At 37.1% G+C, this 23,958-nt stretch carries 18 protein-coding genes; 1 reads left to right on the top strand and 17 read right to left on the bottom strand.

Going from position 1 to position 23,958, the window contains the following annotated elements; genetic code table 11:
* Nucleotides 1-17: 17 nt before the first annotated feature.
* The 3 genes from Q4534_RS16150 to Q4534_RS16140 form a co-directional block, all read right to left on the bottom strand.
* Nucleotides 18-1,013, bottom strand: coding sequence for a hypothetical protein (locus tag Q4534_RS16150; protein ID WP_303614181.1), 996 nt, complete (start codon nt 1,011-1,013; stop codon nt 18-20).
* A 103-nt stretch (nt 1,014-1,116) separates the two neighbouring features.
* Nucleotides 1,117-1,881, bottom strand: a complete 765-nt coding sequence (gene map / locus Q4534_RS16145) for a type I methionyl aminopeptidase (protein ID WP_303614180.1) — start codon at nt 1,879-1,881, stop codon at nt 1,117-1,119.
* A gap of 57 nt (nt 1,882-1,938) precedes the next feature.
* Entirely contained in the window at nt 1,939-3,195 is a 1,257-nt protein-coding gene (locus Q4534_RS16140; RefSeq protein WP_303614179.1) for a PAS domain-containing sensor histidine kinase, read from the bottom strand.
* Between the two features lie 682 nt (nt 3,196-3,877).
* On the opposite strand from Q4534_RS16140, the gene Q4534_RS16135 reads away from it, so the two are divergent.
* On the top strand, nt 3,878-4,492 hold the full coding sequence (locus tag Q4534_RS16135; protein WP_303614178.1) for a DUF2911 domain-containing protein: 615 nt from the start codon (nt 3,878-3,880) through the stop codon (nt 4,490-4,492).
* Nucleotides 4,493-4,829: 337 nt separating this feature from the next.
* Here the strand turns inward: Q4534_RS16135 and Q4534_RS16130 are convergent, their stop codons facing one another.
* From Q4534_RS16130 to Q4534_RS16065, 14 genes are all read right to left on the bottom strand, one after another.
* Nucleotides 4,830-6,032 (bottom strand): ATP-binding protein, encoded by a 1,203-nt coding sequence (locus Q4534_RS16130; protein ID WP_303614177.1) that lies wholly within the window; start codon nt 6,030-6,032, stop codon nt 4,830-4,832.
* Between the two features lie 300 nt (nt 6,033-6,332).
* Complete coding sequence (locus tag Q4534_RS16125) at nt 6,333-7,049, bottom strand: hypothetical protein (RefSeq protein WP_303614176.1); 717 nt, start codon at nt 7,047-7,049, stop codon at nt 6,333-6,335.
* Between the two features lie 513 nt (nt 7,050-7,562).
* Entirely contained in the window at nt 7,563-8,300 is a 738-nt protein-coding gene (locus Q4534_RS16120) for an SDR family oxidoreductase (protein ID WP_303614175.1), read from the bottom strand.
* Nucleotides 8,281-8,676, bottom strand: a complete 396-nt coding sequence (locus tag Q4534_RS16115; protein ID WP_303614174.1) for a hypothetical protein — start codon at nt 8,674-8,676, stop codon at nt 8,281-8,283. Before Q4534_RS16115 ends, Q4534_RS16120 begins: the two co-directional genes overlap by 20 nt.
* Nucleotides 8,673-9,470 carry a haloacid dehalogenase type II gene (locus tag Q4534_RS16110; RefSeq protein ID WP_303614173.1) on the bottom strand — a complete coding sequence of 266 codons (798 nt, stop codon included), beginning with the start codon at nt 9,468-9,470 and terminating at the stop codon, nt 8,673-8,675. Before Q4534_RS16110 ends, Q4534_RS16115 begins: the two co-directional genes overlap by 4 nt.
* 54 nt (nt 9,471-9,524) lie before the next feature.
* Nucleotides 9,525-10,127 carry a TetR/AcrR family transcriptional regulator gene (locus Q4534_RS16105; protein ID WP_303614172.1) on the bottom strand — a complete coding sequence of 201 codons (603 nt, stop codon included), beginning with the start codon at nt 10,125-10,127 and terminating at the stop codon, nt 9,525-9,527.
* Nucleotides 10,128-10,406: 279 nt separating this feature from the next.
* Nucleotides 10,407-12,398 carry an LruC domain-containing protein gene (locus tag Q4534_RS16100; protein ID WP_303614171.1) on the bottom strand — a complete coding sequence of 664 codons (1,992 nt, stop codon included), beginning with the start codon at nt 12,396-12,398 and terminating at the stop codon, nt 10,407-10,409.
* Nucleotides 12,399-13,292: 894 nt separating this feature from the next.
* Nucleotides 13,293-13,736: a hypothetical protein gene (locus tag Q4534_RS16095; RefSeq protein WP_303614170.1), complete on the bottom strand. Its 444-nt coding sequence runs from the start codon at nt 13,734-13,736 to the stop codon at nt 13,293-13,295.
* On the bottom strand, nt 13,733-14,296 hold the full coding sequence (locus tag Q4534_RS16090; protein WP_303614169.1) for a hypothetical protein: 564 nt from the start codon (nt 14,294-14,296) through the stop codon (nt 13,733-13,735). The genes Q4534_RS16095 and Q4534_RS16090 overlap by 4 nt, the downstream gene beginning before the upstream one ends.
* 489 nt (nt 14,297-14,785) lie before the next feature.
* Entirely contained in the window at nt 14,786-16,015 is a 1,230-nt protein-coding gene (locus Q4534_RS16085) for an alginate lyase family protein (protein WP_303614168.1), read from the bottom strand.
* A 118-nt stretch (nt 16,016-16,133) separates the two neighbouring features.
* Complete coding sequence (locus Q4534_RS16080; RefSeq protein ID WP_303614167.1) at nt 16,134-18,449, bottom strand: discoidin domain-containing protein; 2,316 nt, start codon at nt 18,447-18,449, stop codon at nt 16,134-16,136.
* Between the two features lie 5 nt (nt 18,450-18,454).
* Nucleotides 18,455-20,734, bottom strand: coding sequence for an FAD-dependent oxidoreductase (locus tag Q4534_RS16075; RefSeq protein ID WP_303614166.1), 2,280 nt, complete (start codon nt 20,732-20,734; stop codon nt 18,455-18,457).
* A gap of 22 nt (nt 20,735-20,756) precedes the next feature.
* Complete coding sequence (locus tag Q4534_RS16070) at nt 20,757-22,436, bottom strand: sodium:solute symporter family protein (protein WP_303614165.1); 1,680 nt, start codon at nt 22,434-22,436, stop codon at nt 20,757-20,759.
* A gap of 77 nt (nt 22,437-22,513) precedes the next feature.
* Complete coding sequence (locus Q4534_RS16065; RefSeq protein ID WP_303614164.1) at nt 22,514-23,947, bottom strand: sulfatase; 1,434 nt, start codon at nt 23,945-23,947, stop codon at nt 22,514-22,516.
* Nucleotides 23,948-23,958: the final 11 nt, after the last annotated feature.

Genomic DNA, 23,958 nt, shown 5'->3' with positions numbered 1-23,958 from the left:
ATATTTTAAGCTAGGAATTATATTGGCTCTTTTCCAGGCCATTCCCAGTTTTTCAAATCATCACTCCAAGCAATCCCAATAGAAGAATTTTTATCAAAATCCCCTTCTTTCTCTGTTTTTGGTCCTGAACCATGAAAAAACATAAGGTACTTGCCATACTTTGAATTCTCCCTTAAGTCCACCACCGTTCCTGCAGTAATTCTTCCTTTGGCCCATTGCCATTGGTCTTGTCCCAGCACAATCAAATCCCCCCAATCTTCCCATTCTTTTAAATTAGAAGAACGTTTGATCCCTATACCATTTTCTGGAGAATGCAACAACAGGTATTCATTATCTTCAGTTAGTACGGTTACATTTTCGCCTGATTCGGTATGACAACAATAGGTCCAGTTCTTTAAATCATAGCTATAAGACATGCTTACACCATTTTGCTTATAAAAGCACCACCATTTTCCTTTTTCATCCATATCTTCCACAAGGTATGGATCGATCATCCTTCCCATGTCTGCTTGACCAACATCAGGCCCTTTTACCTTTAAAAGTTCTGGCTCACTCCAGTTTTTCAAATCCTTGCTCCGCATGGTATACACCCGAGCCTCAGCCGTTCCATACATTACCGGATCCCTTACCCCTAGCCCCGGTCTAGGATAAGTTTGTAGGCTAAGAACCCATTCGTCATTGAATCGTATTACATTTCCCGGACTGCAATAATTTAAATGCTGACCTTTGGGGGTAATAATTTTACCAGGGCTCCAGTGAATCAAATCTCTTGATTGGCTCATGGCCGTATAGGAATAGATTAACCCTCCTTCAGGTTTCACCAATGTATAAAACAAATAAAAAACATCTTGATGGAACAAAATGGCAGGATCTCTATACGCTACTGAATCGTTACCTTGTAATACAATAGGAGATTTAAGTTCTTTCAATACGCTTTCTTGACCTTCTGTTTGCTGAGCAAAAAGCAATAGGAAGAAAAGAAAAGGAAGAGTTAACCTAACTTTATAATTCATTGTTTACTAAATTCAGGGAAAACTTAAATGGATTTGTCTTATTTGCAAGCATTCAATCACATTCAGCCGATAATTCAATTATTTGGAAAGGTAAAACTAAGGATTACTCCCAAAATCCATTATCGGCAGTAAGCACCATAGGTCGGTCGTCCGTAATAAGAATTGTATGTTCGTGTTGGGTTATATAACCTCCCTTGTTCCCAACTAATGTCCAGCCGTCCATTAATTCTACTGCATAGGTAGATTTGGTAGAAATAAAAGTTTCAATGGCAACTGTAGTATTTTTCTTGAATCGATTTCTGTTACTTTTCACTCTATAGTTAAGAATATCTTCCGGATCTTCGTGTAAACTAGCTCCCACACCATGGCCAGCAAGGTTTTTAATCACTTTAAAACCTCTTTTCTTGGCCTCACTTTCAATCAAATGGCCTAAATCAGCAATTTTAACTCCGCCCTTAATACTATTGATGGCCTTTCGTAAAATTGTGCTAGAAGCATCCACCAAAGGTTGATGATTGTAGATATCCTCTCCAATAATAAAGGAACCACCATTATCTGCCCAAAAACCATTTAATTCTGCTGATACATCCACATTAATTAAATCCCCTTCAGCTAAAACTTTATCTACTGAAGGAAGTCCATGGGCCATTTCATGGTTAACACTGATACAAGTATATCCCGGAAAATTGTAGGTTTCATAAGGGGCAGATTTTGCACCAAACCTTTTTAAGACTCCACCTCCATATTGATCCAACTCCTTAGTAGACATTCCCACCTTTGCATAGGCTCTCATTAATTTAAGAGTAGTTGCTACTATCTCACTGATTTTTTTCATTCCGATTAATTCGGCTTCCTTAGTTATCGACATTTTTTTCTAATTAAATTTTATTTTAGCCTAAAAACATTGGGCTAGTGGTTCCAATATTTACTGAACTTTACTCTCTGCACTGCTCATTTTAAGAGGTAAAAGAATTGTAAATATACTTCCTTTTCCAACCTCACTAGTAACCATTATCTCTCCTCCCAGCTTGTTGATAAACTCCTTACTTAATGCCAAACCTAAACCAGTACCTACCTCATTAGCGGTACCAAGCAAAGTTTTAGTCGTATATATATCAAACAGTTTTTCTACCGTCTTCTTGCTCATTCCAACCCCATCATCTTCAATAGAAACCTCTACTAAATCACCTTTTTGAACAGACTTTACATTAATATTCCCACCATAATTTGTGAACTTTATGGCGTTTGAAATCAAATTCCTTAGAACAATTTTTAAAATATTTTGATCTGTATACAATTCAATTTTGTCGAAACTACTATAATTCAATATGATTTCTTTGGTGGCTGCTAGTTTATTTTCAAGTGAAATCACTTGTTCAATGGTTGAAGGTAAAGTAGTCTTTTCGAGCTTGATGGTAAGTTCTCCGGTTTGAGATTTTGCCCAATTCAATAAATTATCGAGTAATACAAGGGTCTCTTTAGCAGTAGCATTAATTATGTCAATGTATTTTTCTGATTGCTTGTCTTCAAAACTATCTGATCTTTTTTGAAGCAAACTCGAGAGGCCGATAATATTATTGAAGGGACTTCTAAGATCATGAGCAATAATAGATAGCAACTTATCCTTGGTAGCATTAAGTTTTCTATACCTATTTTCATTTTCTTTTAAGGCCCTTTCCGCATTTTTCTTTTCAGTGATATCACGAATAGCCCCTACCAAAAATTTCTTACCGTTAGAATCAATAAATCGTGATTTTCGGGTAGAAATGATTTTAGTTACATTGTTAATAGTTAAAGTTTCTTCATTAATATTTTCAATACCTTCAGCAATTACAGCTTTGTCAATTTTCAAAAAGCTTTCTCTTTCATCAGCTGGAACATTTTCAGCAAGCGTTTTTCCTATTATTTCAGTTCTTGAAAGATTAAACAGCTCACAAAAAGCATTATTAACCAGAAGCAGCCTACTTTGAGCATCTTTCACGAAAATTGAATCTCCCATATTGTTAAAAATGGAAGCAGTAGGGGCTATACTTACATTTTGGAGATTTTTTTTATTGAAGGAATCAAAAGGTTCATTTTCATTTTCATGAAAACCATTGGCGATTGATTTTAGTGTCGCGTTTTGCCTTTTCAGTTCACTAATCTGAATTTCTAATTCTTGACGTGTGGGTTTATCCTTCATCCTTAAAGTTCTGAATAAATGAAAATTGATTCCATTTATAGTAATGTACCAAAGAGCAAATGCCTACTTCAATTTTAGTAGTTTTTTATCGGAAATCAAATTTAACGAATTCTCTACCGTTCTGAGCTAAAAACCACCCAATAAAATATGCGCTATCTTTCTAAAAATCAGAAAAAAGCAATCTTAAATTAAAGTAAACATAATAAACTATAAAATCAATTGTAAAATCATATAAAAAATAGCCAACATGATGGATCATATATCTTCTGCAATGCCAAATTTACCCTATGCTCCCTTAGGCATAGAACGAAGACAGCAAAATATTTGGTTCAATTAAAGTGAAAAACAAATATGGGCAAACCCCATATCTAATATGAGTAAGGCTAAATTTCTCACAAATGCAGATCTTTTTTAGAAGAAATAGAATACAATTGGTTCATTGTCATCAGTTGGGCTCCATCTCAAAATAGTTTTCAGGATAATTGTTAAAATTCTTAACGCAAACATATCCTTTAGTCTCAAGGTTCTGAAAATTAGCACCATAACAAAATCGGTTTTAATTCATAGCCTTTCTAATATCTATACTTGCTAAAAACATAGCATTAAGGCTTGTCAATCTATTCAAATAAAAAATATTTTTTTTAAATCGCCTTTAGTATCTTTCCTTTTTAAAACTATTTCCATGAAAAACTTAAAATTTAAATACACAGTGTTAAGCCTTTCTATTTTATTGGCCTTCACCATTGTTTTCCAATCACAGGCCCAAATGCAAGAACCAGCACCGAGTCCTGCTAGTTTTGTTTCTCAAAACGTAGGCTTTACTAAAATCAGTATAGACTACTCCTCTCCGGGGGTAAAAGGAAGGACTATTTTCGGTGATCTTGTGCCTTATGGTAGCCCATGGAGAGCTGGGGCAAATGCACCAACCACTATTGAATTTAGCACTGTGGTAAATATCGGTGGGCAAACATTAAATGCAGGTAAATATTCTATTTTTATTACTCCTAACCAATCTGGAAACTGGACCATACATTTCAATAACAAAGGCAATGCGATTTACGCCTACATGCAAGAGGGAAAAGTAAATGCAGCTGCCCTTGCAAAAGATGATGCTGTATCATTGAGTGTGAGTCCGGTAAAATCAATGGAATCAAAAGAAAGACTTTCTTACTCAATATCAGCTGAAGACAATAAAGTAGCTAGAGTTACCTTTGAATGGGAAAAATTTAAATTCTCATTTGAAATTGACACTCAAATAGATCAAAAATTGAAAGATTTCAATACAGTATTTAATTAAAAATAAATCGTATTGAAACAGTGTCAGTAAGTAAAAAGGTCCTCTTTAATAGAGGACCTTTTTTTTCTCAATATCTTTCCTTTAGCCCGAAATAGGTAAAAAATTTTATAATACGTGTTGAAATCACCTCAAAATCAGCCACTTTATTGCTGTTTTCAAGCCTATGGTTCACCACCTTAGTGATGCTAAGCTAAAATTTCTAAACAGCCGGATTTTTTTTGCGATCCCAACCTTTCCCGTATACATGGGAAATCCTATTTCATAACCCAAGTTTATAAGCAATTAGAAATAAATCCAGTTTTAAATAGAGGAATAATCAAATGGTTTTAGGTAAAATTCAAACGGGGATAATAACTTCAAAAGCTGAGTATTCCCCCAACTTGGAATCTATTTTTAAAACTCCCCCTAGACCATCAATAAGATGCTTTACCAATGGCAAACCAAAACCATAGCCCAACTCACCTGCGGTGCCTTGAGTAGTTTGACTCTCACCATTTAGTATTTCTTCAATTTGTGCCGCCGTCATACCAGTTCCAGTATCACTTATTTTTGCTCTCAAATTATTTATATAATTTTTTTCCTCAAGGCTAAGTGAGATGCTTACACTCCCACCTTCGGGCGTAAATTTGATGGCATTGGAAATTAGATTACCTATTATTTGCAAAAGTTTAACTTTTGAAAAACTCTTTTCCAAGTTCTTACTGCTAATTTGCACAGAAAATTTAACCTTTTTTTGTTCTGCTTGAACGGCATAGAGGTTGTTCAATTTTTCTTTCAACACCTGGAGGTTATACTCGTTTTGAAGGTTCAATTTATTCTGAGATTTCCCTTTAGCCTTTGTTGAAAGTATTTGGTCTGCCAACTCTAACAGAGATTGGCTACTGCTTTGTATTACCTTAATAAATTCCAGTACATCTTCCAATTGATTATTGGTGCCTTGATCTTTAATAATTTGGGCCAAACCAATAATACCTCCAATTGGTCCCCTGATATCATGGGCCACCTGCTCTTGTTTCTCAATTGAATCCTTAACTTCAGATTTCAATTCATTTACCGACTTGATAATATCCAAGCGATTTATGATTTCTTCCGCGATTATTTTCAGAAGATCTGTTTTTTCGGGAGTAATCGTTATGGCCTTGGTATCTAACACGCATAAAGCACCAAGGTTATGCCCTGAACTCGTTTTTAAGGGAACGCCGTAATAATACCTTAAATTCGGATCATCTTCAACATAAAACTTATCCTTAAACCTGTCATCCTTTGAAAGGTCCTTTATCTCAAGGGATTGATCTTCTTTAATGGTATACTGACAGACCGAGTCCTCTCTTGGCAATTGCATGACCGGCATTCCTACTCCTGCCACGCTCCACTGTGTTACCGCATCAATAAGGTTTACAAGTGAAATATCAGTACCAGCCACTTTGGCTGCTAATTTGGTCAAATCTTTTAATTGATCTTCTAGTTCCGTAGTGTCCAAATCATAATCAGCCAATGCCAATAATCTGTCAAATTCATTTGGGATGTTGGGACTTTCCATAAAAATATTTATAATAAATTTCTAGAAATATAACAGAAAATTAGGTTTATACCTAAAAATATTTCACAGCTAGTGGTCTGAAAAAATATACCCCTGTCGCTTTTGAATGAAAATAGTTGAGTATCAAAGTGATTTTATACTATCAAAAAAAAATTCAAAGATTTAAAAAATTGGTATTAACAAATTAATTAAAACAGGTAATCTTAAATCGAATGACGAATTCCTATCCAAACTGACTTGTTTAAACCTAATCAATAGGTTTTACTTTAGTAACGAAATCACATTCGGGAAAAAAGCATTTTATTCACACATGGTTGAGTAATCATAAACAAATTGTTCGAATTCTGACCATTTAGGTTCGTCCTTATACTTTTCGATGACAGCAGAACATTCAGCAAAAATCTCTTCCATGTCTTTTTTATATTCTTTTTTCTTTATTCGTCTTGCTATGTCTTCACCATTTTTCTTAATGTAATAAGACTTGTCCAATCCACCTGCCACAGTCATCCCTCCAAAACTTAAACTTGCTGTTTCCTTTGCAAATGGGTCATTGTAAACTTTTATTTTTTTACTGAAGGTAGGGTTCATTACTTGTAACATGCAATACTGAGACTTGTTCTTTTTCACCTGAACATTAGATGACTCCATGTAAAGATAGCCATCATCCAAATGTTCTGAGGATAGTTCATTGTCTTGTAACTTATTTAAATCAGAACTTGCATCCACAAACTGATTAAACTTGGCCAAGGCACTGGGCGGAATATACATATGGTCAATTTCCTCAGGATTAATTTTTATCTTTTTACCATCACTTGATTTCTCAACTTTCAAATCATCAATTAGTCCTTTTTTAAAGAATAATTTTTTCACAACTACTGCTATTTCATTTCCATTTTTAAGTGTAATAAAAGTAGTCTTCTTTCTACTATATCCTTGAAATGCCGGAGCAAAAGTTTGTGCCACTGTTGAAAAACAAATTACAAAACACACAAGCGTCAATAAGTATTTATATTTCATAATTGAAAGAACTTTAGCCTAACATAGGATTTTTTCTAATAAAAATCACCAACCATACTTTAGATAAATAATGTTTTTTATAAAAAAAAAAAAAAAAAACAATAATATCTAAATTACTAAATATTATAAAGAATTAATTTATAATTGTAAAAATTTATTATATTCCATACCTATAAATAATAATATTTCTTTTTAACTACTCTATATATACACTAGAATTGTAAAAAAAAGAAATGAGAATTTATCTGATAATTTGGAAAAATATATTTTATTAAACACAATTGTTGAATTATGAGTTTTAAGAAAAAAATATGAAAAGTCAGTTCAAGTTAATTAATAAATTCTCTATTGACTTTTTTCAAATCACCCTATCTAAAAGAATAGCTAACAAAAATGATTGTTGAATACCATATCAACCACTAATTGTTAGCTCTTTATATACGGATTGTGAAAAGAAAACAACCTACCAAAGCACTTACAAAATGAGAAGTTGAAATTAAAAAGTCAATTGCCCTATACCAAAGCTCCATTGGCCCCAATAACCTGACCCGATATCCACTTTGAATCATCACTGGCTAAAAACAATACTACTTTTGCTATATCGATTGGTTCTGCTAAACGGTTAAATGCATTCATAGCACTTAATTTGTCAATGGTTTCTTGTGATTTCCCGGTTAAAAACAATTCTGTAGCGGTGGCTCCGGGCGCTATGGAATTTACAGAAATGCCTCTTCCTATCTCCTTTGAAAAAACCCTTGTTATTTGTTCCACTGCTGCTTTTGAAGCAGAGTACAAAGAGTAAGTTGGGAACATTAATTTGGCCGTACTTGATGAAAAATTAATGATATTTCCATTGTCAGCAAGTTTACTTTCAGCCTCTTGAAGTGTGTTAAAGACTCCTCTTACGTTTACATCAAAAAGCCTAGTAAAGTCTTCTTGAGTATTGTCTTTTAACATTTTAGAAAACATAATTCCTGCATTGTTAACTAAGACATCCACTTTTCCAAAAGTTACTATAGCCTTGTCAAATAGTTCAGTTACTTGTTCTCTTTTGCTAACATCTGCTTTTACCGCTATGGCTTCTCCTCCATTGTTAAGGATGGTATTAACTGTATTCTCAGCTTCCTTTTCACTATTAGAATGGTTGACAATTATTTTAGCCCCATTTTCTGCCAATAAGATTGCCACTTCTTTTCCTATCCCTTTTGAAGAACCGGTTACTATTATTACTTTATTGTTTAAGCTTTTCATAATTAAGGATGTTATTTAGTTTATATATGGATGTGGATGTTAACAGAATGGCTATGACCACCAAAAGCAAAACCGCTTGTGGCCTAACAAAAAATTCTATTGCTAAAGCTGAAATCATAGTTGCCAGTAAAAAAAGAAAAGCACCCGTACCTACCATCTTGTTCTTGGTGAAAACATAAATTAAAATTAACGAGGCTATTACCAACTCTGAAAATCCTGTAAAAAGCCTGAAAAAATCCGCATTGATATGCAACACACTTTCAAACTGTGAAAACCCAGCCATACTTTGTGGGAGGCCAATAATTTTTGGCACAGCAAAATACAATAGGAGTAAAATGGATAATAGATTAATTATTTGATTTACTACTTTTTTCATTTCAATGCGATTAATCTATCCGTCACTAATTTTAAATCCTTTTCATTAATTTCAGGATTTGGAGCAAGGGGATACAGTTGCGCTCCAGGCCTGCTAATAAAAGCACCTCTCCATCCGGCCCAAACTGCACCTGCAATATCCCAACCATGGGCTGCTACTAATAAACAGTCACTTGGAGCAACTCCCATTTTTCTTGCAGCCCAATCATAGGCATCTGTATGAGGCTTAAATTTTCCAATGTCTTCTACACTTAATCGCTCCTCAAAATAGGAAGTCAAACCTGCATTTTTAAATTGCGTTTCTACACCTTTATTTGATGAGTTTGTAAAGGATACCAATTTATATCCGGCTTTTTTTAATCTTTCCAGCGATTCCTTTACTTCGGGGTGGGCCGGCAATGATCGTATAGGGGTAAGTATAGCTTCTTTTGCCTGGGCTTCTGTAAGGGTAATATTATTGTTTGCAGCCACCATCTGTAATGCTGCTACCCCAATTATTCCAAAATCATTGTACTGTCTACCTACAGTTGTCACGAGAGAGTATTGCAACATTGTAGTAAACCATAAAGGAAGTAATTCGCTCCTGTTTCCTAATGCCTTGCCAACGCTCTCTTTCATGACTGTTAAGTCCAATAAGGTTTCATTCACATCAAAGAACAAAACTTTTGGCCCTTTTTTGTTGTCCATTATTTCCCCATCCCTATTACCAGCTGTAGCTGCTACTTGTGAGGTAGCTGCTGCTCCAAGACCTAATAAGGTCGATCTTTTTATAAAATCTCTTCTCTTGTTTTTCATGTGATTAATGTTTTAAATTAACATACTAATCAGTATGTTTTTGGGTAAAAAAAATTAAAATTTTATTTGTTTTAAGTACAATGAAAGTCCTGTCAGAAATTCATCAAAAACAGCATCATTATTATATAGTTTTCTTAAACCTCTGATTCCTTCAAACGCACTGATCAAGTAAATGGCAACGGCCTCACTTGGAGTATCATGTTTGATGGATCTTTCAAGCTTGCCTCTCTCTATTATCTGAATTAGATGGTTTTTCCAATCTTCTATTATATTTTTAAGTGCCGATTGATAGGCAATTTCATTGTCTCCCAATTCGTTAATAAAATTATTCATAGGACAACCGTGTTGTTTCTCAAACAATGAAAACCCTTTTAATCGTTTCGTAAATACATTTTCAATTGTATCGTAGGCATTTCCAGGCTCTTTTAAAGGCAAAATCATCACATCCATGACCCTCTTTTGAATCTTTAAACCAATTACTGCCAGTCCTATTTCTTTTTTGCTTTTAAAATGGTGGTAGAATGCTCCTTTGCTTAATGAAGTTTCTTTCATTATGTTATCAATGCTTGTGGACTTAAAACCATTTTTATAAAACAGGTTAAAAGCCTTTTCAGCAATAAGTTGTTTGGTAGCTTCGGACTTTATTTCTTGTTGCATAACTCAAATTTAAAAAAAATACCAACCAGTATGTTTATGGTTTTGATAATTGTTCCTAACGGGCTTGTTTGTATTTGGTTGCGAGACCCCGCAAATAAAAGTCAAAATAATCAAAACAAGAGGACAATATCTACCTCAGAGTAATAGTGAATTTATTCTAAAAACTGGACAATTTAAACATAAAAATAGCAGCCCGGAGTGTGACTTCGGGCTGCTTTACTTTTGGGTCAAAAATCACCTGCAATAGGTTGAAAATTAACATTGTACTAGAGGAAATTATTACTCCAATAAATCATCATTTCTATTCCCTGGGTTATCTTTATACCAATCTACATTGGTGGTACCTCCAGATTCTGCCCAAGCACCAAAATAGTTATATGCAGAAGTTATATTTGTTTTTTCTTTTGGAACCTTAAAATCATGAATGATACTTATTGCCCATGGGAATCCATTGTCCGAAATAAAATCACCATCAGTATCTTTATTGTCCCCGGTAAATTCCAAGCTAGAATTCCCTAAACTAGTAATCTTCATATAAGGCAGGTGAATTTCTTTCTCTCTGTCCATATCGACAATTATGAAAGGATTGAAAGGAGCTACCCCTAGATCAGAGGTACTGACAGGTGCTACAAAATTTACAGAAATGGTGGTTTCATTTAAAATATTATCCACATCATCGGCTAAAATAATAACAGCATTTTCTTGGCCTGACTCTGTACCATTAGCATTTAAGATAATAAAATTCTCTGTTAACACAGGCCCTGATACACTTTCAATTTGAGAGGGATCCAGGCCTTCTATTTCAATTCCGATTCCATTTGTATAACCTGCACCATTGGCTTTAATATTGCATATTAAATCTAAACGTACGGCCAAATTATCAGCATTCAATACAGCAATGGCTTGATAACTTAAAACAGCATCATTGAAGTCATAATCCCCGGTCGATGGCCATAAATCTTCGAATGCTATTGTCCCTTTACCGTATTTACTTGGAGTAAATAACTCAAAAGCTGCCTCAGCATCATCAGGGTAGGCATCATCTTGATCAAATATACCATCTCCGTCTGAATCGGTTTCATCTACAATATCAGAATACACCCTAAAAGTCGTTAAATCATGTATTGACCGTTTATAGGTAGTATTGTTATTTGCCTTGACTCCATAATTGTATTGCCAACCACCGGTTTCCGTATCCATAATAATTAAATTGGCATAGCCGGAAATATCTGCTATCCACAATTCTTGATTAGAATCAAAAGTCATGGATGTAGGGGTAAAAGGCAAGTCATCTGCACTTATTCTAGTGCTTTGATAATTACCATCTGCATCTAATTCCATTCCATACAAACCAGAAGCTGAGCATAAAAACAACTCACCTTCATCTGAAAAGGCCAAATCTCCTCCACTTGTATTGTGAAGGCCAATAATATTCCATGTGTCTAATCGGGCTCCAGTGGTAGGATCAAGTGTATAAAGCTTGGAACCATTTGAAAAATACAACAAACCATCTTTTGAATTAAATTCTAATCGAGGGCCACCAAAGCCAAGGTTTGCCACAGTTTCCCAGGTATCTTCCTCAATAGAATATTTCATAATGGGATATGGGCTGCTTCTACCAATAGAATAGAGCAACTTATTTTCCTGATCAATTGCACAGGTATAACTGCCCATTGGCATATTTGACAAATCTGTAAGCACACCCGTTAAAGGATCTATTTGAAATAGTTGCCCATCGCCATTTACAGCATACAAATAATCAGTTACGTTTTTTACTGCAGTAGTTCTTAAATTTCGCTGATTGTCAGAAAAATTGAATTTCACTTCTTGGTCCACAATATCCTCGATTGAAGAGGAGAAGTTGAGGTGCTCATTTCTCCGTATATATACTTTGCTATAAAATTTAGGTAAATTAATTGTTTGATTAAGCACTCCGTTTTTTGGTACACCGCTAAAAATCAGTTTATCCAAAACTTCTGATTTGTAAACCGTTTCCGTAACAGTTTCGCCGGATTCATCTTCATAGGTTTCAGTTCCTGCATCGTATAATTCATCGGTATAGGCATAGACATCGTATTTGGCATAACCTTCATTGTCAATAATATTAATTGTGACATCGTGATAAGTACTAAAGTCAAACCCTTCAGGTAAAGACAATGTATTGGCATTATTATCCAGATCATCAATGTCTTCTGGTGAAGATAGATTGCAGCCATAAAGTAATAATATGGCAAAACTCATTTTCAAAAAATCATATATTGTAGTTCTCATAGTTATGGTGTTTTCTAGTTTAAATTAATCCGAAAGCATTGAAACGGGGTGTTTATATTCGCAAATATTCAATTCGCATTCTTTAAACTTTATAGTCAAAAGACCTGAAAAAAAGTTTTCTATTTCCGACCTCATAAAAATTATGGATCAAAGCTTAATTTATTATAGGTAGACAAGACAGCCAAATTGATAAAGTTTCAACAGTCATATTTTAAGATTTTATTCTTAAAATACTTATGTAAATGGTCGCCTGTTATTTTCTATCACTGACTTTTAAAGTTAAAACTCCTACTTAACCGATGTCTAAATTTTTTTCCTTCAATGCTTGCCGATATATTGGCAAAAAATTATTTTAATATTTTCCTGAAAGGGTTAACAATAGTTTTAGTATGTTTTTAAATCGTCCATATTCAAATGTGAAAATGAATACCCTATAGAATTGCAGATGTGAAAAGAAATATTGCCTTTGTTGTACCAAAAAGACATAATAATTAAATCTAAAAATTATGACTCAAACATTGGCAACTCGAAAACACAAGATTAATTAATGAATCAATCGAAACTGCAATAAGAGTAATGAAAGTAAAAAAATTACTTTCATTGATGCTTTACATTATGGTAGAGAGGTTAAAGTGATCCCCACTACAAATAAAAATAAAAAAGCTGTACTTGATACTAGATTTGATAAGTTACAAATTTAGTTATTTAATGGGAGATTTCAAAAACCATCAAAAGTAGGTCAAGGTTTATGTGCTGCCGGAGGTCCATGCTATCCCTACCGATTTGCAACAACCACAGGGCTATACTTGAGCGGGGAATTTTTAATAAACTTGAATTTTAATAGCTAATTGTTATCTGCTAAATAAGCATAGATTTTATATTAACTGACGGGTATTATTTTTTAGGATTATAAACCCTATTCCGGATCCATTGGAAACTATTGGTCAGTTTATTTTTTTTTGAGAGTACTTCTGAAATCCCCATTGTCGACAGCAAAGCGATCAAAGCCAATGCCCCAAGTGCTCCTCCATAGCCTTCATAAAAACCACTATTATTGATATAAACTATGCTGAATAGAGATCCTGCCAAGGCCAATCGAGTATATCCACTCATGAAGTTTGAAGAAACCATGCCAACAAAAGTAGATCCGATAAACACAATCTGTATATTTTTAGTGAGGTACGGATTAAGTAAGTCAGGAAAACAATAAAAAAACAGCCCTACAATTAAGGACAATAATGCCGAAGCCCTTACAGCTCCTTGCTCTAGCTGCTCACTAACAATAAATGTAAGTATGGCGCCAATAGCTCCGGTAATAATTAGAATTAGCCAGTTCATTTAATAACCCAATAAATTAAGTAAACAATAACAACTCCCACAAAAGCAACGGTCCCAAGCTTTCCACCTATGCCCAAGAACAAATTCTTAGACAACAGCATTGTTCCACTTCCAATCATTCCGGCTGCCATCACATAGCCAATGGATGGGGTAATTTTCAGGCTTGACATTCCAATGAAAGCGCCACAATAAATGGCTGTTGGTACTTTACTCAAATACTCGGATTTCTTATTAAACAAAGGCAAAAAAGAGGCCAAGGTACCGGTGATCCCAGCAGATAAAACACTTCCCAAGCCTGCAGTGATATTTAAAAGATAACATATTACAGCTCCAACAGGAACCCAGAGAACCACGGAAATATTTTCGTAAGCGTATTCTTCGTGATGTAAATCCAAATACCTGTATCCCAGTAACATGGTTATTGAAATAATAAGCAGTAAAGCAACAGCAAAGAAGGTTTCTGATTCGTATTTTTCCTTTACCATAAAGGCTAAAAATGAAATTTGGAGGAATAAAAAAGTGGAAACCATTATAAATCGAATGGCTTTGTGTTTCTTCATTAATCAGGTTTTATAACATTCTCTTTGTAAACTTTGGGATTAAGAAGGTTATTCCAGGCGAGGATACAGCATAGTCTGTAAACTACCACTGTATTGAACTACAAATCTAATGGGTTTTCCCTCGCCAAAAAAGAATTTGCAAACAACATCTCTGATTTTATTTAAATGGTTAAAAAAATCACCAAAATTAAAATTTTCAAAAACTACTTGCTGTTGGCAAGTAATAAAAATACCATGAAGAGAATAAAAGGCATCCCGAAACTGAAATTAGGGATGAAACATCAATCGAGCCTTAATATAGAATCACAAAGTTTGAAACCCTTTGGTACGCTGCCAAAGGGTTTCAAAAAAAACACTACGTATATTATCAAGAACTGAACATACGCATTTGCATTAGGAGAAGACTCAAAGACTTTAGTGAATGTAAAAAAGAGGTGATTTTTAGCAAGTTTCAATCCTATATTAAATCACCGACTTCCACAATTTCATTTACCTACGTAGCTGCTTGAAATTAACCAAGTCCCAGTAGCTAAATTCACTCTTCTCTTTCCCCATTTTATCTGCTACTTTTTTATAGCCTTTGTTTTGGTACTTATAAGCCCCAATATTCAATTGTTCTTTTATTCTGGAATAATCAATTGCTTTGATTTGTTCATATGTCCACTCTTCTTTAGCATCAGTGAAGGAATTTAAAAAATCCAATGCCTTTCTGATGCTTCCTCCTTTTTCATTCTCTACGCTCCAAAGGTCCATTCCTACTTTTTCACAGGCTTGGGCATAGTACATAATGGCCAGAAGATTCATAGAACTATAATCATAAGACCGTGTTCTCGCCAATTCAGCGGGTTGGCTTCCATCTTTCTCAATCATTTCTTCCATTATCAAAGGAAGCCCTGCTTTGGCCAAACTATCCGCTCTATCCATTTGGCCCAAATGCAAAGTAAGCGGAATGATCTGTGCAAAATACCAAGTGGTGTGATTATTCCCATGCACTGCCTCGTCTTTGCCATGTTTGCTATTGACAAGCCAAGAAACATAGGAGCCAAGCCAATCCTCCATTCCCTTGCTTATTCCTTCGTCCCAATGTTCAGAAGCTGAAAGTACATTTAATATATCAGGCAACTCTGCCAAATGCCTAGTGTCAATGATACCGATCCCTCTACCTTCTGTCCTTCCGGGTATTCTCTGGGCAAAATTCAAATTAGGATTCATCTTGGTCTCAGAATCAAGAAACCATGTATTGACCAGTCGGATGGCATGTTGGGCATATTTTTCATCTTCAGTGAAATAAAAAGCCTGACTCAATATTTCTAAAGCATTCATTAAGGCTACAAATTCATTATGGTCTTTGTAATCATGAAATTCAGGGTTAACCTCACCATCCCGCCTAATATAAGGTAGACCATCCTCTTTTTCAGGATCAGGCCACCAATAAGGCCCCATACTTGTGTAATCATGAATGTCACCACTTGGTGGCAATTGCTTTTTATGAACAACGGAAAAAGGCCCACTACCTAGGGCTTGGTCAGCTTCTTGAATCAATGCCTTTAATTCAGGTATGTCTTGAGAAGATCCAGAGCGAATCACTTCTTTGGCCTTTTTCAGTACAGCACCTTCCAATAGAATAAAATCATCTTGTTGTGCCCAAAGCAAGCTTGGGAATATCAAAATATACAAAAGAAGACTAAGCGTGTTGCAAAATTTTGGATTAAGGCTCATTTTAGAGATTTCGGGTTTATTAATTTTCAGTTTAAAAGTAAGCAGATTGGGAATAAAACAAAAGGGTAGGAACACTATACAGGGTGTGCCTACCCTTTTATAATTCATTTTTCTATTCTTATTTGAAATCAGTAGCAGAAATAACTAACGTTCGCTGAAAAAATCCATAACCGTAACTCAAGGTAAGGCTGTCATTCTTGCCAAAAGGTAGCCGTTGGTTTTCGAAAAGTAGGGCATCACCGGTAAATTCTACTTCACCAGTTAATTTTACCGCTAAAGGTTGTGCTTCTTCTAACTCCACCACAATCGTATCCCCAGATAGATTGGATATCGTAAGCGCAGCTTTTTCTATGGTCTTATAGTCGAAATTAATTGGGGCTGTCAGGGCAATTTGGTATTTGCCCTCATCCAATTTCTCCAACGCAATAGCTGTATAGTAATGGGCCATATAAGCCATGCTCAAATTAAAAGCAGTGTTGAACTGAACCCAACCTTCCGTCCATCCCAGGTCTCCGACTTCCGGGAAATTGGGATAGTGGAAAGATTTTGGCGATCCGTCAAATACAAACTGTACCTCATCCAATAAACCTATCCCTCCTCTATGCCTGCTGTACCAGCCCAGGTCTACGCCCTCTACCTCTTCTGGCCCCTTGTAAGAAAACTGCCTACCTGTTGGATTGCGTCCAAAGGCATTCTCAATATGAGACCAAGCCAACATTTCCATATCATTGATTAAAGCCTTATCCTCCAAAATTCCATTTGCTGCAAAAACTGCGGCAGGGAATCCCAAAATATTTCCGGTTTCATTCCAGCCGGGAGGTGTCCATTCATCGGCACTGTATTTCCTGAAATCCCATAGATTTTCTGAACGGTCCAACATCAGCTGTGCCCATTCCTTCACTTTATCAGGAATACCTTCAGGTGCCCTATCCGGAAATTGCTGGTAGAAATAAGCAAAGGCACGCATGGTCATGTGCTCTGACATCCTTTGCCCTTTGGTGGTCATGGGATCTGACCAATCCAAATTGTTAATCATCCAATCCAACTGTTTATGGGCAGCCTCAAAGAATTTCTCAGCAATTGCATCTCCTTCCCTTTTGGCTACTTCATACAGCATCAAATTTGGAATGACAGAAAACCCTGGAGGCATCTCCCCTTTGGTAGTGCCCAATTGGGTCTTCAAGGAAAGCAGGTTGTGCTCCTTACTCAGATTGTACTGGGAAAGGGAATGCTCAGAAACAGTCTCTTTTTCCCAATTGTCTTTTACATATTGGTAAACCAAATCAAAGTTTTGCTGAGGTAGCCATTGTTTTAAATAAGGCCAGGCATAAAGGAAATGTGCCAACTCTGCCTTTTGCATTTCATGATCCAGTTGTTGGCTAATTTTCACATCCGCATCCCAATGTATAAGTTGGACGATGTCTGGTGTTTCAGCAGCAAAAGGTTCCAACTTTCCCCAAAGCCCTTTATAATTGTCAGGAAAACTATCGTTGGAAACATACCTTCCTTTTCTTTCCATTCGCTCATAAGCTTCCGGATTGCTCAGGTACATGGCCACCAAACTTTGCATGGACCAGTTGAAGAAATCACCATCTCTCCAAGCAAAACTAATCTTCCGAATATCATCTACCGTCCCTATATAATGTCTTGCCCCCATCATAAAATCCACCATGTTTCGATAAGTTACCCGCTCTATCCAATTGGGTCCGATCCTAAATGGGTAGGATTCAAGTTCCTTGATTTTAATTAAAAACTCATCTTCACTTAACGGGTTAAAATTTGAGAAATCTCCTTTCTCTCCCATTACCTTTCCGGTGAATTCTTCCTTTCCGGTTTTGACATTTACAACTGCAAAAGGAGTATGGTCTTTGATACCAGGTGCAGTAAAACGTTTGCTTCGGTTAAGGTTGTAACCGCTTTGATTGACCAGCACGGGTTTGTTTTCCAAGCCACTAGTATCAGCATATTTTTGCCCCAATAAAAGCACCTCACTTACCTGCATAATTTGACCATCCATAGCCAACAATCTTACCCGATCTATCAATTGAGGTTTCGTCAAATCCACCTCCACTTTTTGATCTTTATTGTTGGTGACTTTATGAAAAGTTCTCCATTCACCATTGAGTAAATACTGCAGGTGGAAGGCATTATTTGGAATGACTTTTGGAGCAAAATTAATCTCAATTTTCACTACCTCCGTTGCCCCCGGAAACCGCAAAACTAACCAGGCATTTTCATCCTCGGACTGACTACTCCAATAACTTTCCGGACTACTATCAATGGCCAAATTTGGATCATGATTTTCTAAGGATGAACTGCTCGTTGCTCGTGCTGAAACGGACAAATTATTTTGGGCTTTTGCAGCAAAGGCAACACAGAAAGTAAGCATTGCACAGACCCAAAATCCAAGGGTAAATTGTCTCCTGTTTTTCATCCCTTTTATAAACATACAATTCCAAATAAGGCCACCGGAACATGAACATTTTGCTGCTTAAAAGTAAGCAGCAGCTTGTCCGTTTGAACTGGGGTTTTGAATTTAATTGTTACTACCGTTTGGTGATTGTCCTTGATTTCTGCCAGTACATTTTCTCTACCATCGCTAATTTTAAAGTCTTTCACACAAAATGGAATTTCAGATTCCGGATGCCCCATCAAAGTTGATTCCAAAGCATGGTCAAAATCAGTATCAAAGTAAATATTTAAACTACTTATATTCTGAACTTTATCCCAAATCATTTCAATGCAAGGATGAGTATCATTTAAGGCTGCTGCCCATGCATTTGTACCCACTGTTGGACGGAAAACCCCATTCGTTAAGCATTCTATTGAATACGGGTCAATAGGCGTCGAAAGCTCAAATGCAAAGTTATGCCCTTCAGGTCTTCTTTCCGGTAACCAGAAGTCAAAAGCCTCAATACCAATGCCTTTTGGCGGTTCCTGTCTACTGGTAGTGGCTACAGCTTTGTTGAATTTTTGGAAGACAGTCAACAGTCCGGTGGCCCTGGTTTGACTACTCCTAATAGACACCTTTTCATTGGCTGAAAAGGCAACAAAATAATATTCTGTTTTTCCTATATTAACCTGTAAATCAATGGTTAAATATTGCTCACCTAAAGTTAATTCGAATTCCTTTTCAACTAAAATAATCTCAGGACTGAAATTACCTTCTTTCTCACTTTTCAATAATGAGACCACTATTTTAGTATTTTCAGTTGCATTAAACTGAAATTTCATGGCGGGTAATTTGCCGGGCACAAGCGGTAACATTTGTGCAGCTGCAAAGGTCAGTGATTTCCAAGGACCATCAAAGGACAAGCCCAACAATTGCATGGTGGAAGAGGTAGAAATTTTCGCGTCCTGAGCCAAATCTTCTTTCAATCGAAGGACATGATTTGGGATGTATTGTCCCTGTAAAACCAAGCGATCTTTTAAGACTTCTACCCTACCCTCCTTAAGGATTTCTGAAGGGCAAATTTCGTGCTCTTTGCAAAGCACTGCAGCCATGGCTACGGCCTGTGCATTGTGTGCACAAGTGGCCATTACTCGACTCGATCCGAAGGCCACATGACTGGCACTTATGATCCTGCCGGTGAGAAAAAGATTGCTAATATTTTTGCTGTACATGGTACGGTAAGGGATCTGATAAACCCCCTTGGTATGCCACTGTGTACAGCCTGGTTTTTCACCATAAACACCATCTGCTGGATGAAGGTCAAGCGCCCATCCACCGAAGGAAATGGCGTCCTCGAAAACTCGTTGTTCTACCAAATCTTTTTGAGACAAAATGTAATCTCCTTCAAATCTTCTGCTCTCTCTTTTTCCCGGAATTGTACCTACCCACTCTAGAGTATGGGTATTTACTTCGGGATATTCTCCCGAGTTTTTCAGGTGATTCCAGATGCCATATATTACTCGCCAAAGTTCCCATTTTATTGTTTCTGATTCGTGGATGGTGTCTTTCCTCCCACCGTATTCCACCCACCAAAGTCTACAACCATGGTCCTTCAAATTGAAGGATTTGAATCTTGGCAATTCATCTATTTCTGTATTGGCATATTGGGGGGCAACAAAACGAACCGGCTTGCCTGTGTCCTTGCTATAGAAGTAAAGGCTGTGTCCCAATAGCTCGCCGTATTGGTGATCGGGAGCAAATGCCTCGTCGAATTCATCAGCAGATTCTGCTCCCATTCGGAAAGCTGCCCCTGCCATAAAACTCATAATGCCATCTCCTGACCCATCTACAAATAAGGGGGCTTTAAGTTTATACTGGGTAGAGTTTTGACTACAAAAAGCCCATACATATTCAATTTCATTAGGCCCCTTCTTTTCCAAATCATACATCGCTGTATTCAAAAGCAAGGTGATATTTGGCAAGGCTGTCACTTTCTCAATTAGGATGGTGTCCAATATCAAGGGATTGCCTTCAGGGTTGCGGTAGAGGTTTTCCAACAGGATCTCATCCACTACGCCACCCTCTCTTGCCCAGCGGTTATTATTACCCATATGTGAAGTTGCACCAAGGATCCATAACCGAATCTCTGAAGAGCCATTGCCGCCCAGTACAGGCCTGTCTTGTACCAATACCACATTGACTCCTTGCCTGGCCGCTGTAATGGCACAACAAGTACCCGCAAGACCTCCACCTACAATCACCAAGTCTGAAGCTATTTCTTCGGTTTTCAGGGATCGTTTCTCTTTGGTAAAATTTTCTTTAATCATTAAGTTAAACTGAATTCAGGTTTTAATTTATTATTTGAGCTTTCGCTTTTTTCTTGGAATAGTGAATGGCATAAAAACCCAAAGAAAGGATTATAGTCCCCATGAGTAGAAGGTAAAAAGCACCTCCACCTCCCCATATCCCGAGAGCCAGAAAAAGAATGCCTATACTTACAAATGCCCATCCCATTACTTTGTATCCGAAAACATTTTGAGCTTGACCACTATTTAAACTATCGGTCAACTCCTCTTGAGTGGGCTGTTTCCTTGATATATATTTTTGGTATTGCGAACTTTCTAAACCTTTACTTTTTGCATATAGCTCATATATAGCCAACAAAGCAATAGGTAAAAAAACACCTACAATCATTTCACTGCTTCTACCCAGAGAAAAAGAAAACAGTACTGGAGATATAAATTTAAAAAAAAGGTTGATCAGAAGACTAAGGCCTGTAACCGTTAAAATAGAAGTGCCTGTTTGACGTTTGGAAAACAAGCCCCAAATGGCCGGTGCATACAAAGCCCCGCCCGTTACTGCCCCAATACTTAATACCACTTCCACTATTCCTCCAGCCAAAGGCACCATAAAGGCCACACCGATTGTACCCAAGCCAAAAAGCAGGGTAGCAAATCTGGCTACTTTCATTAAAGTTTTGTGACCGGCATTTGGATAAAGCGGTTGATAAACATCATTGGTCAGAACGGCTGCTGCAAGGTTCAGGGAAGTATTTACTGAGCTGGCTGTTGCAAAAATCATCCCTCCCAACATCAACCCAAGCATCCCTACAGGCAAGACAGTCATGCACATTCTGAGGTAAGCTCCTTCTGTTTCCAATCCTGTTAAGCTTGGATCCAACACCCTGTAAATCATGGGAGGCAACATCCAGATCAAAGGACTTATTAGGTAAAGTATTCCGAAAAGGTAACCTACCTTGCTGGCTGAAGCTTTATTTTCAACCGAGGTGTACCTTTGCACATAAGCCCAATTTCCTCCTATGAAGATGGTATTGTAGCCTACGAAGGCCAGAATAAACCAAAAGGTATATTCCCCATTAAATAGGTTGAAAAAGGTGTCAGGGGCTTCTGCTATAAATTGATGCATTCCCCCTACCTTTTCCAGAGAAAGTGGCAAAACGATCAAAACAGCTGCAGTTAGAATCACAAACTGTAACACATCTGTGACAATCACAGCCCAAAGACCTCCCACAGCGGTATAAATCATGATCATACCTCCTAATAGCAATATTGCATAGTAGATATTGAATCCGGTTACCACATTTAGGATTTTAGCCACAGGATAAAGAAAAGCACCTGTGTACCCAAGAGAAAGTACCAGAAAAATAAAAGTATAGTATTGTTGGACATTTTTACCAAACCTATTGGTCAAGTACTCGGCAACGGTAATGGACTGGGTTTGTTTCCATTTCGGGGCGAGGTATTTTCCTATTAAAAATCCGCTGATGCACATGGCCATTTGTATCGTGATGGCCACCCAGCCCCATTCATAGGCAATGGATCCCCAAACAACAAATGTCCCTGCAGAGAAAAAGCTCATAAAAAGGGACAAGCCGCTAATGGACCAGGGAACAGCTCCTCCTGCAGCAAAAAAGGACTTCATGTCGCCTCCCTGTTTCCCAAAAGACAATCCAGCCCCTAAAATAATGAGCGTAAAAACAAAAATAGTTAGGTAGTCTAGTTGATGCATAACAATGATAAATAGGCTAAAGATAAACTGTAGAAGGCTAAAGGTAACCGTATTTTTTATACTTTTAAACTGTGCTATCAGTTCAATAATACTGGTCCGGGATGATTGTTTTGAAAAGCATTTGTTGCCTCTCCGGGCATTTCTCTTCGTTCCCATTCCAATAAAGTCCCGTCTAAAGCAGCTTTATTGGGTGTTGGATTAGTGGGAATGTTATCTTCTGTTTGGTTGGTCCAGGTTGTAAGCAAAATCCTCATTTGGTTCAATATCACCTTGTTTTCAGGTGCATACACCACATTTTCAAGGTTATGTGGGTCAGTTTTGGTATTGTAAAGCTCCTCTGCCGGCTGAGGCAATAGGGTGATTAAAGACTGAGCAGCCGTTAGTTGGCCTTTTTCGTGCATGTTCCACAACTCTTTTCCTGCAGGAAAAGCGTGAGGGTCTGACTCTCCCGAAAGGTTCCGCTTATTGGGCCAATTGTTTCTAATGTAAATCCAATCCCCCATGCGGACCATCCTTTCATGCATGCTGTATCGATGCCAATTTCTTTCTGCGAAGGCCACATCACGAACAATGGCTGTATGGTCTTTAAAAACTTCAGTAAAGCTTATACCTTGAATGCTTTCTGGAGCTTCTAAACCGGCAAGTTCTAGAATTGTCGCGGATAAATCGATGGCACTGACAAGAGAATTGGTCCTACCTTGTTTGACTCCTGGGCCCGCAATAAGTAGAGGTGTTTGAATGCCATTTTTATACAAATAAGTCTTGCTTCTGGGAAAAGGCCTGCCATTGTCTGAGACGAAAATTACATAAGTATTTTCAATTATCCCTTGAGCTTCCAGTTCATTCAGTACCAATCCTACATAATGATCCAGCCTACTTATTTCATGATAATACCCGGTTAGGTCTTCCCGAGTAAGCGGACCGTCATACATATATGGTTGTACCACCACTTGGGAAGGAAGATAAATGCGGGCCTTATCATTTACTTGCCAGTCTCTGTGGGCATCATGGGAGGCAAACCAAAAAAAGAAAGGTTGGTATTTGGGTCGGTTTTTTAGATGAGACAACCATTTTTCACTCCCTGCAGGTCGGCCTTCGGAATGCGCTACAAATCCCAATTGATTGGGAGCTGCCATGTGGTTTTTTCCCGATAATACTGTATGGTAACCTATTTGTTTTAATTCCTGCACAAAGGTATTTTGACCGGATGGAAGTGGCACATGAATTTCAGGTGCTCCGGTATTGTGGGGATATCTCCCTGTAATCATAGAGACCCTACTGGGTGAGCAGGAACTCGCGGTAAGGTAGGCATTGTCAAATACCAACCCTCTCATCGCAAGCTTTTCTATATTTGGGGTATCAATCGATTGATTGCCATATATGCTTAGGTCTTCAGCTGAAATATCATCAGTGATGATAAAAACAAAATTCGGCGGCCTATTGTTGGCTAAAGCAGCATATGCCCCAAACAAAATCAAGGATAAAAGAATTGGTATTTTACAATAATTCATTTTTGAAACTA

The organism is Cyclobacterium sp. 1_MG-2023 (assembly GCF_030546805.1).
Taxonomy (GTDB): Bacteria; Bacteroidota; Bacteroidia; order Cytophagales; family Cyclobacteriaceae; genus Cyclobacterium.
Note: the sequence above shows the minus strand (reverse complement) of the source record. Positions and strands in the feature narration are given on the sequence as shown.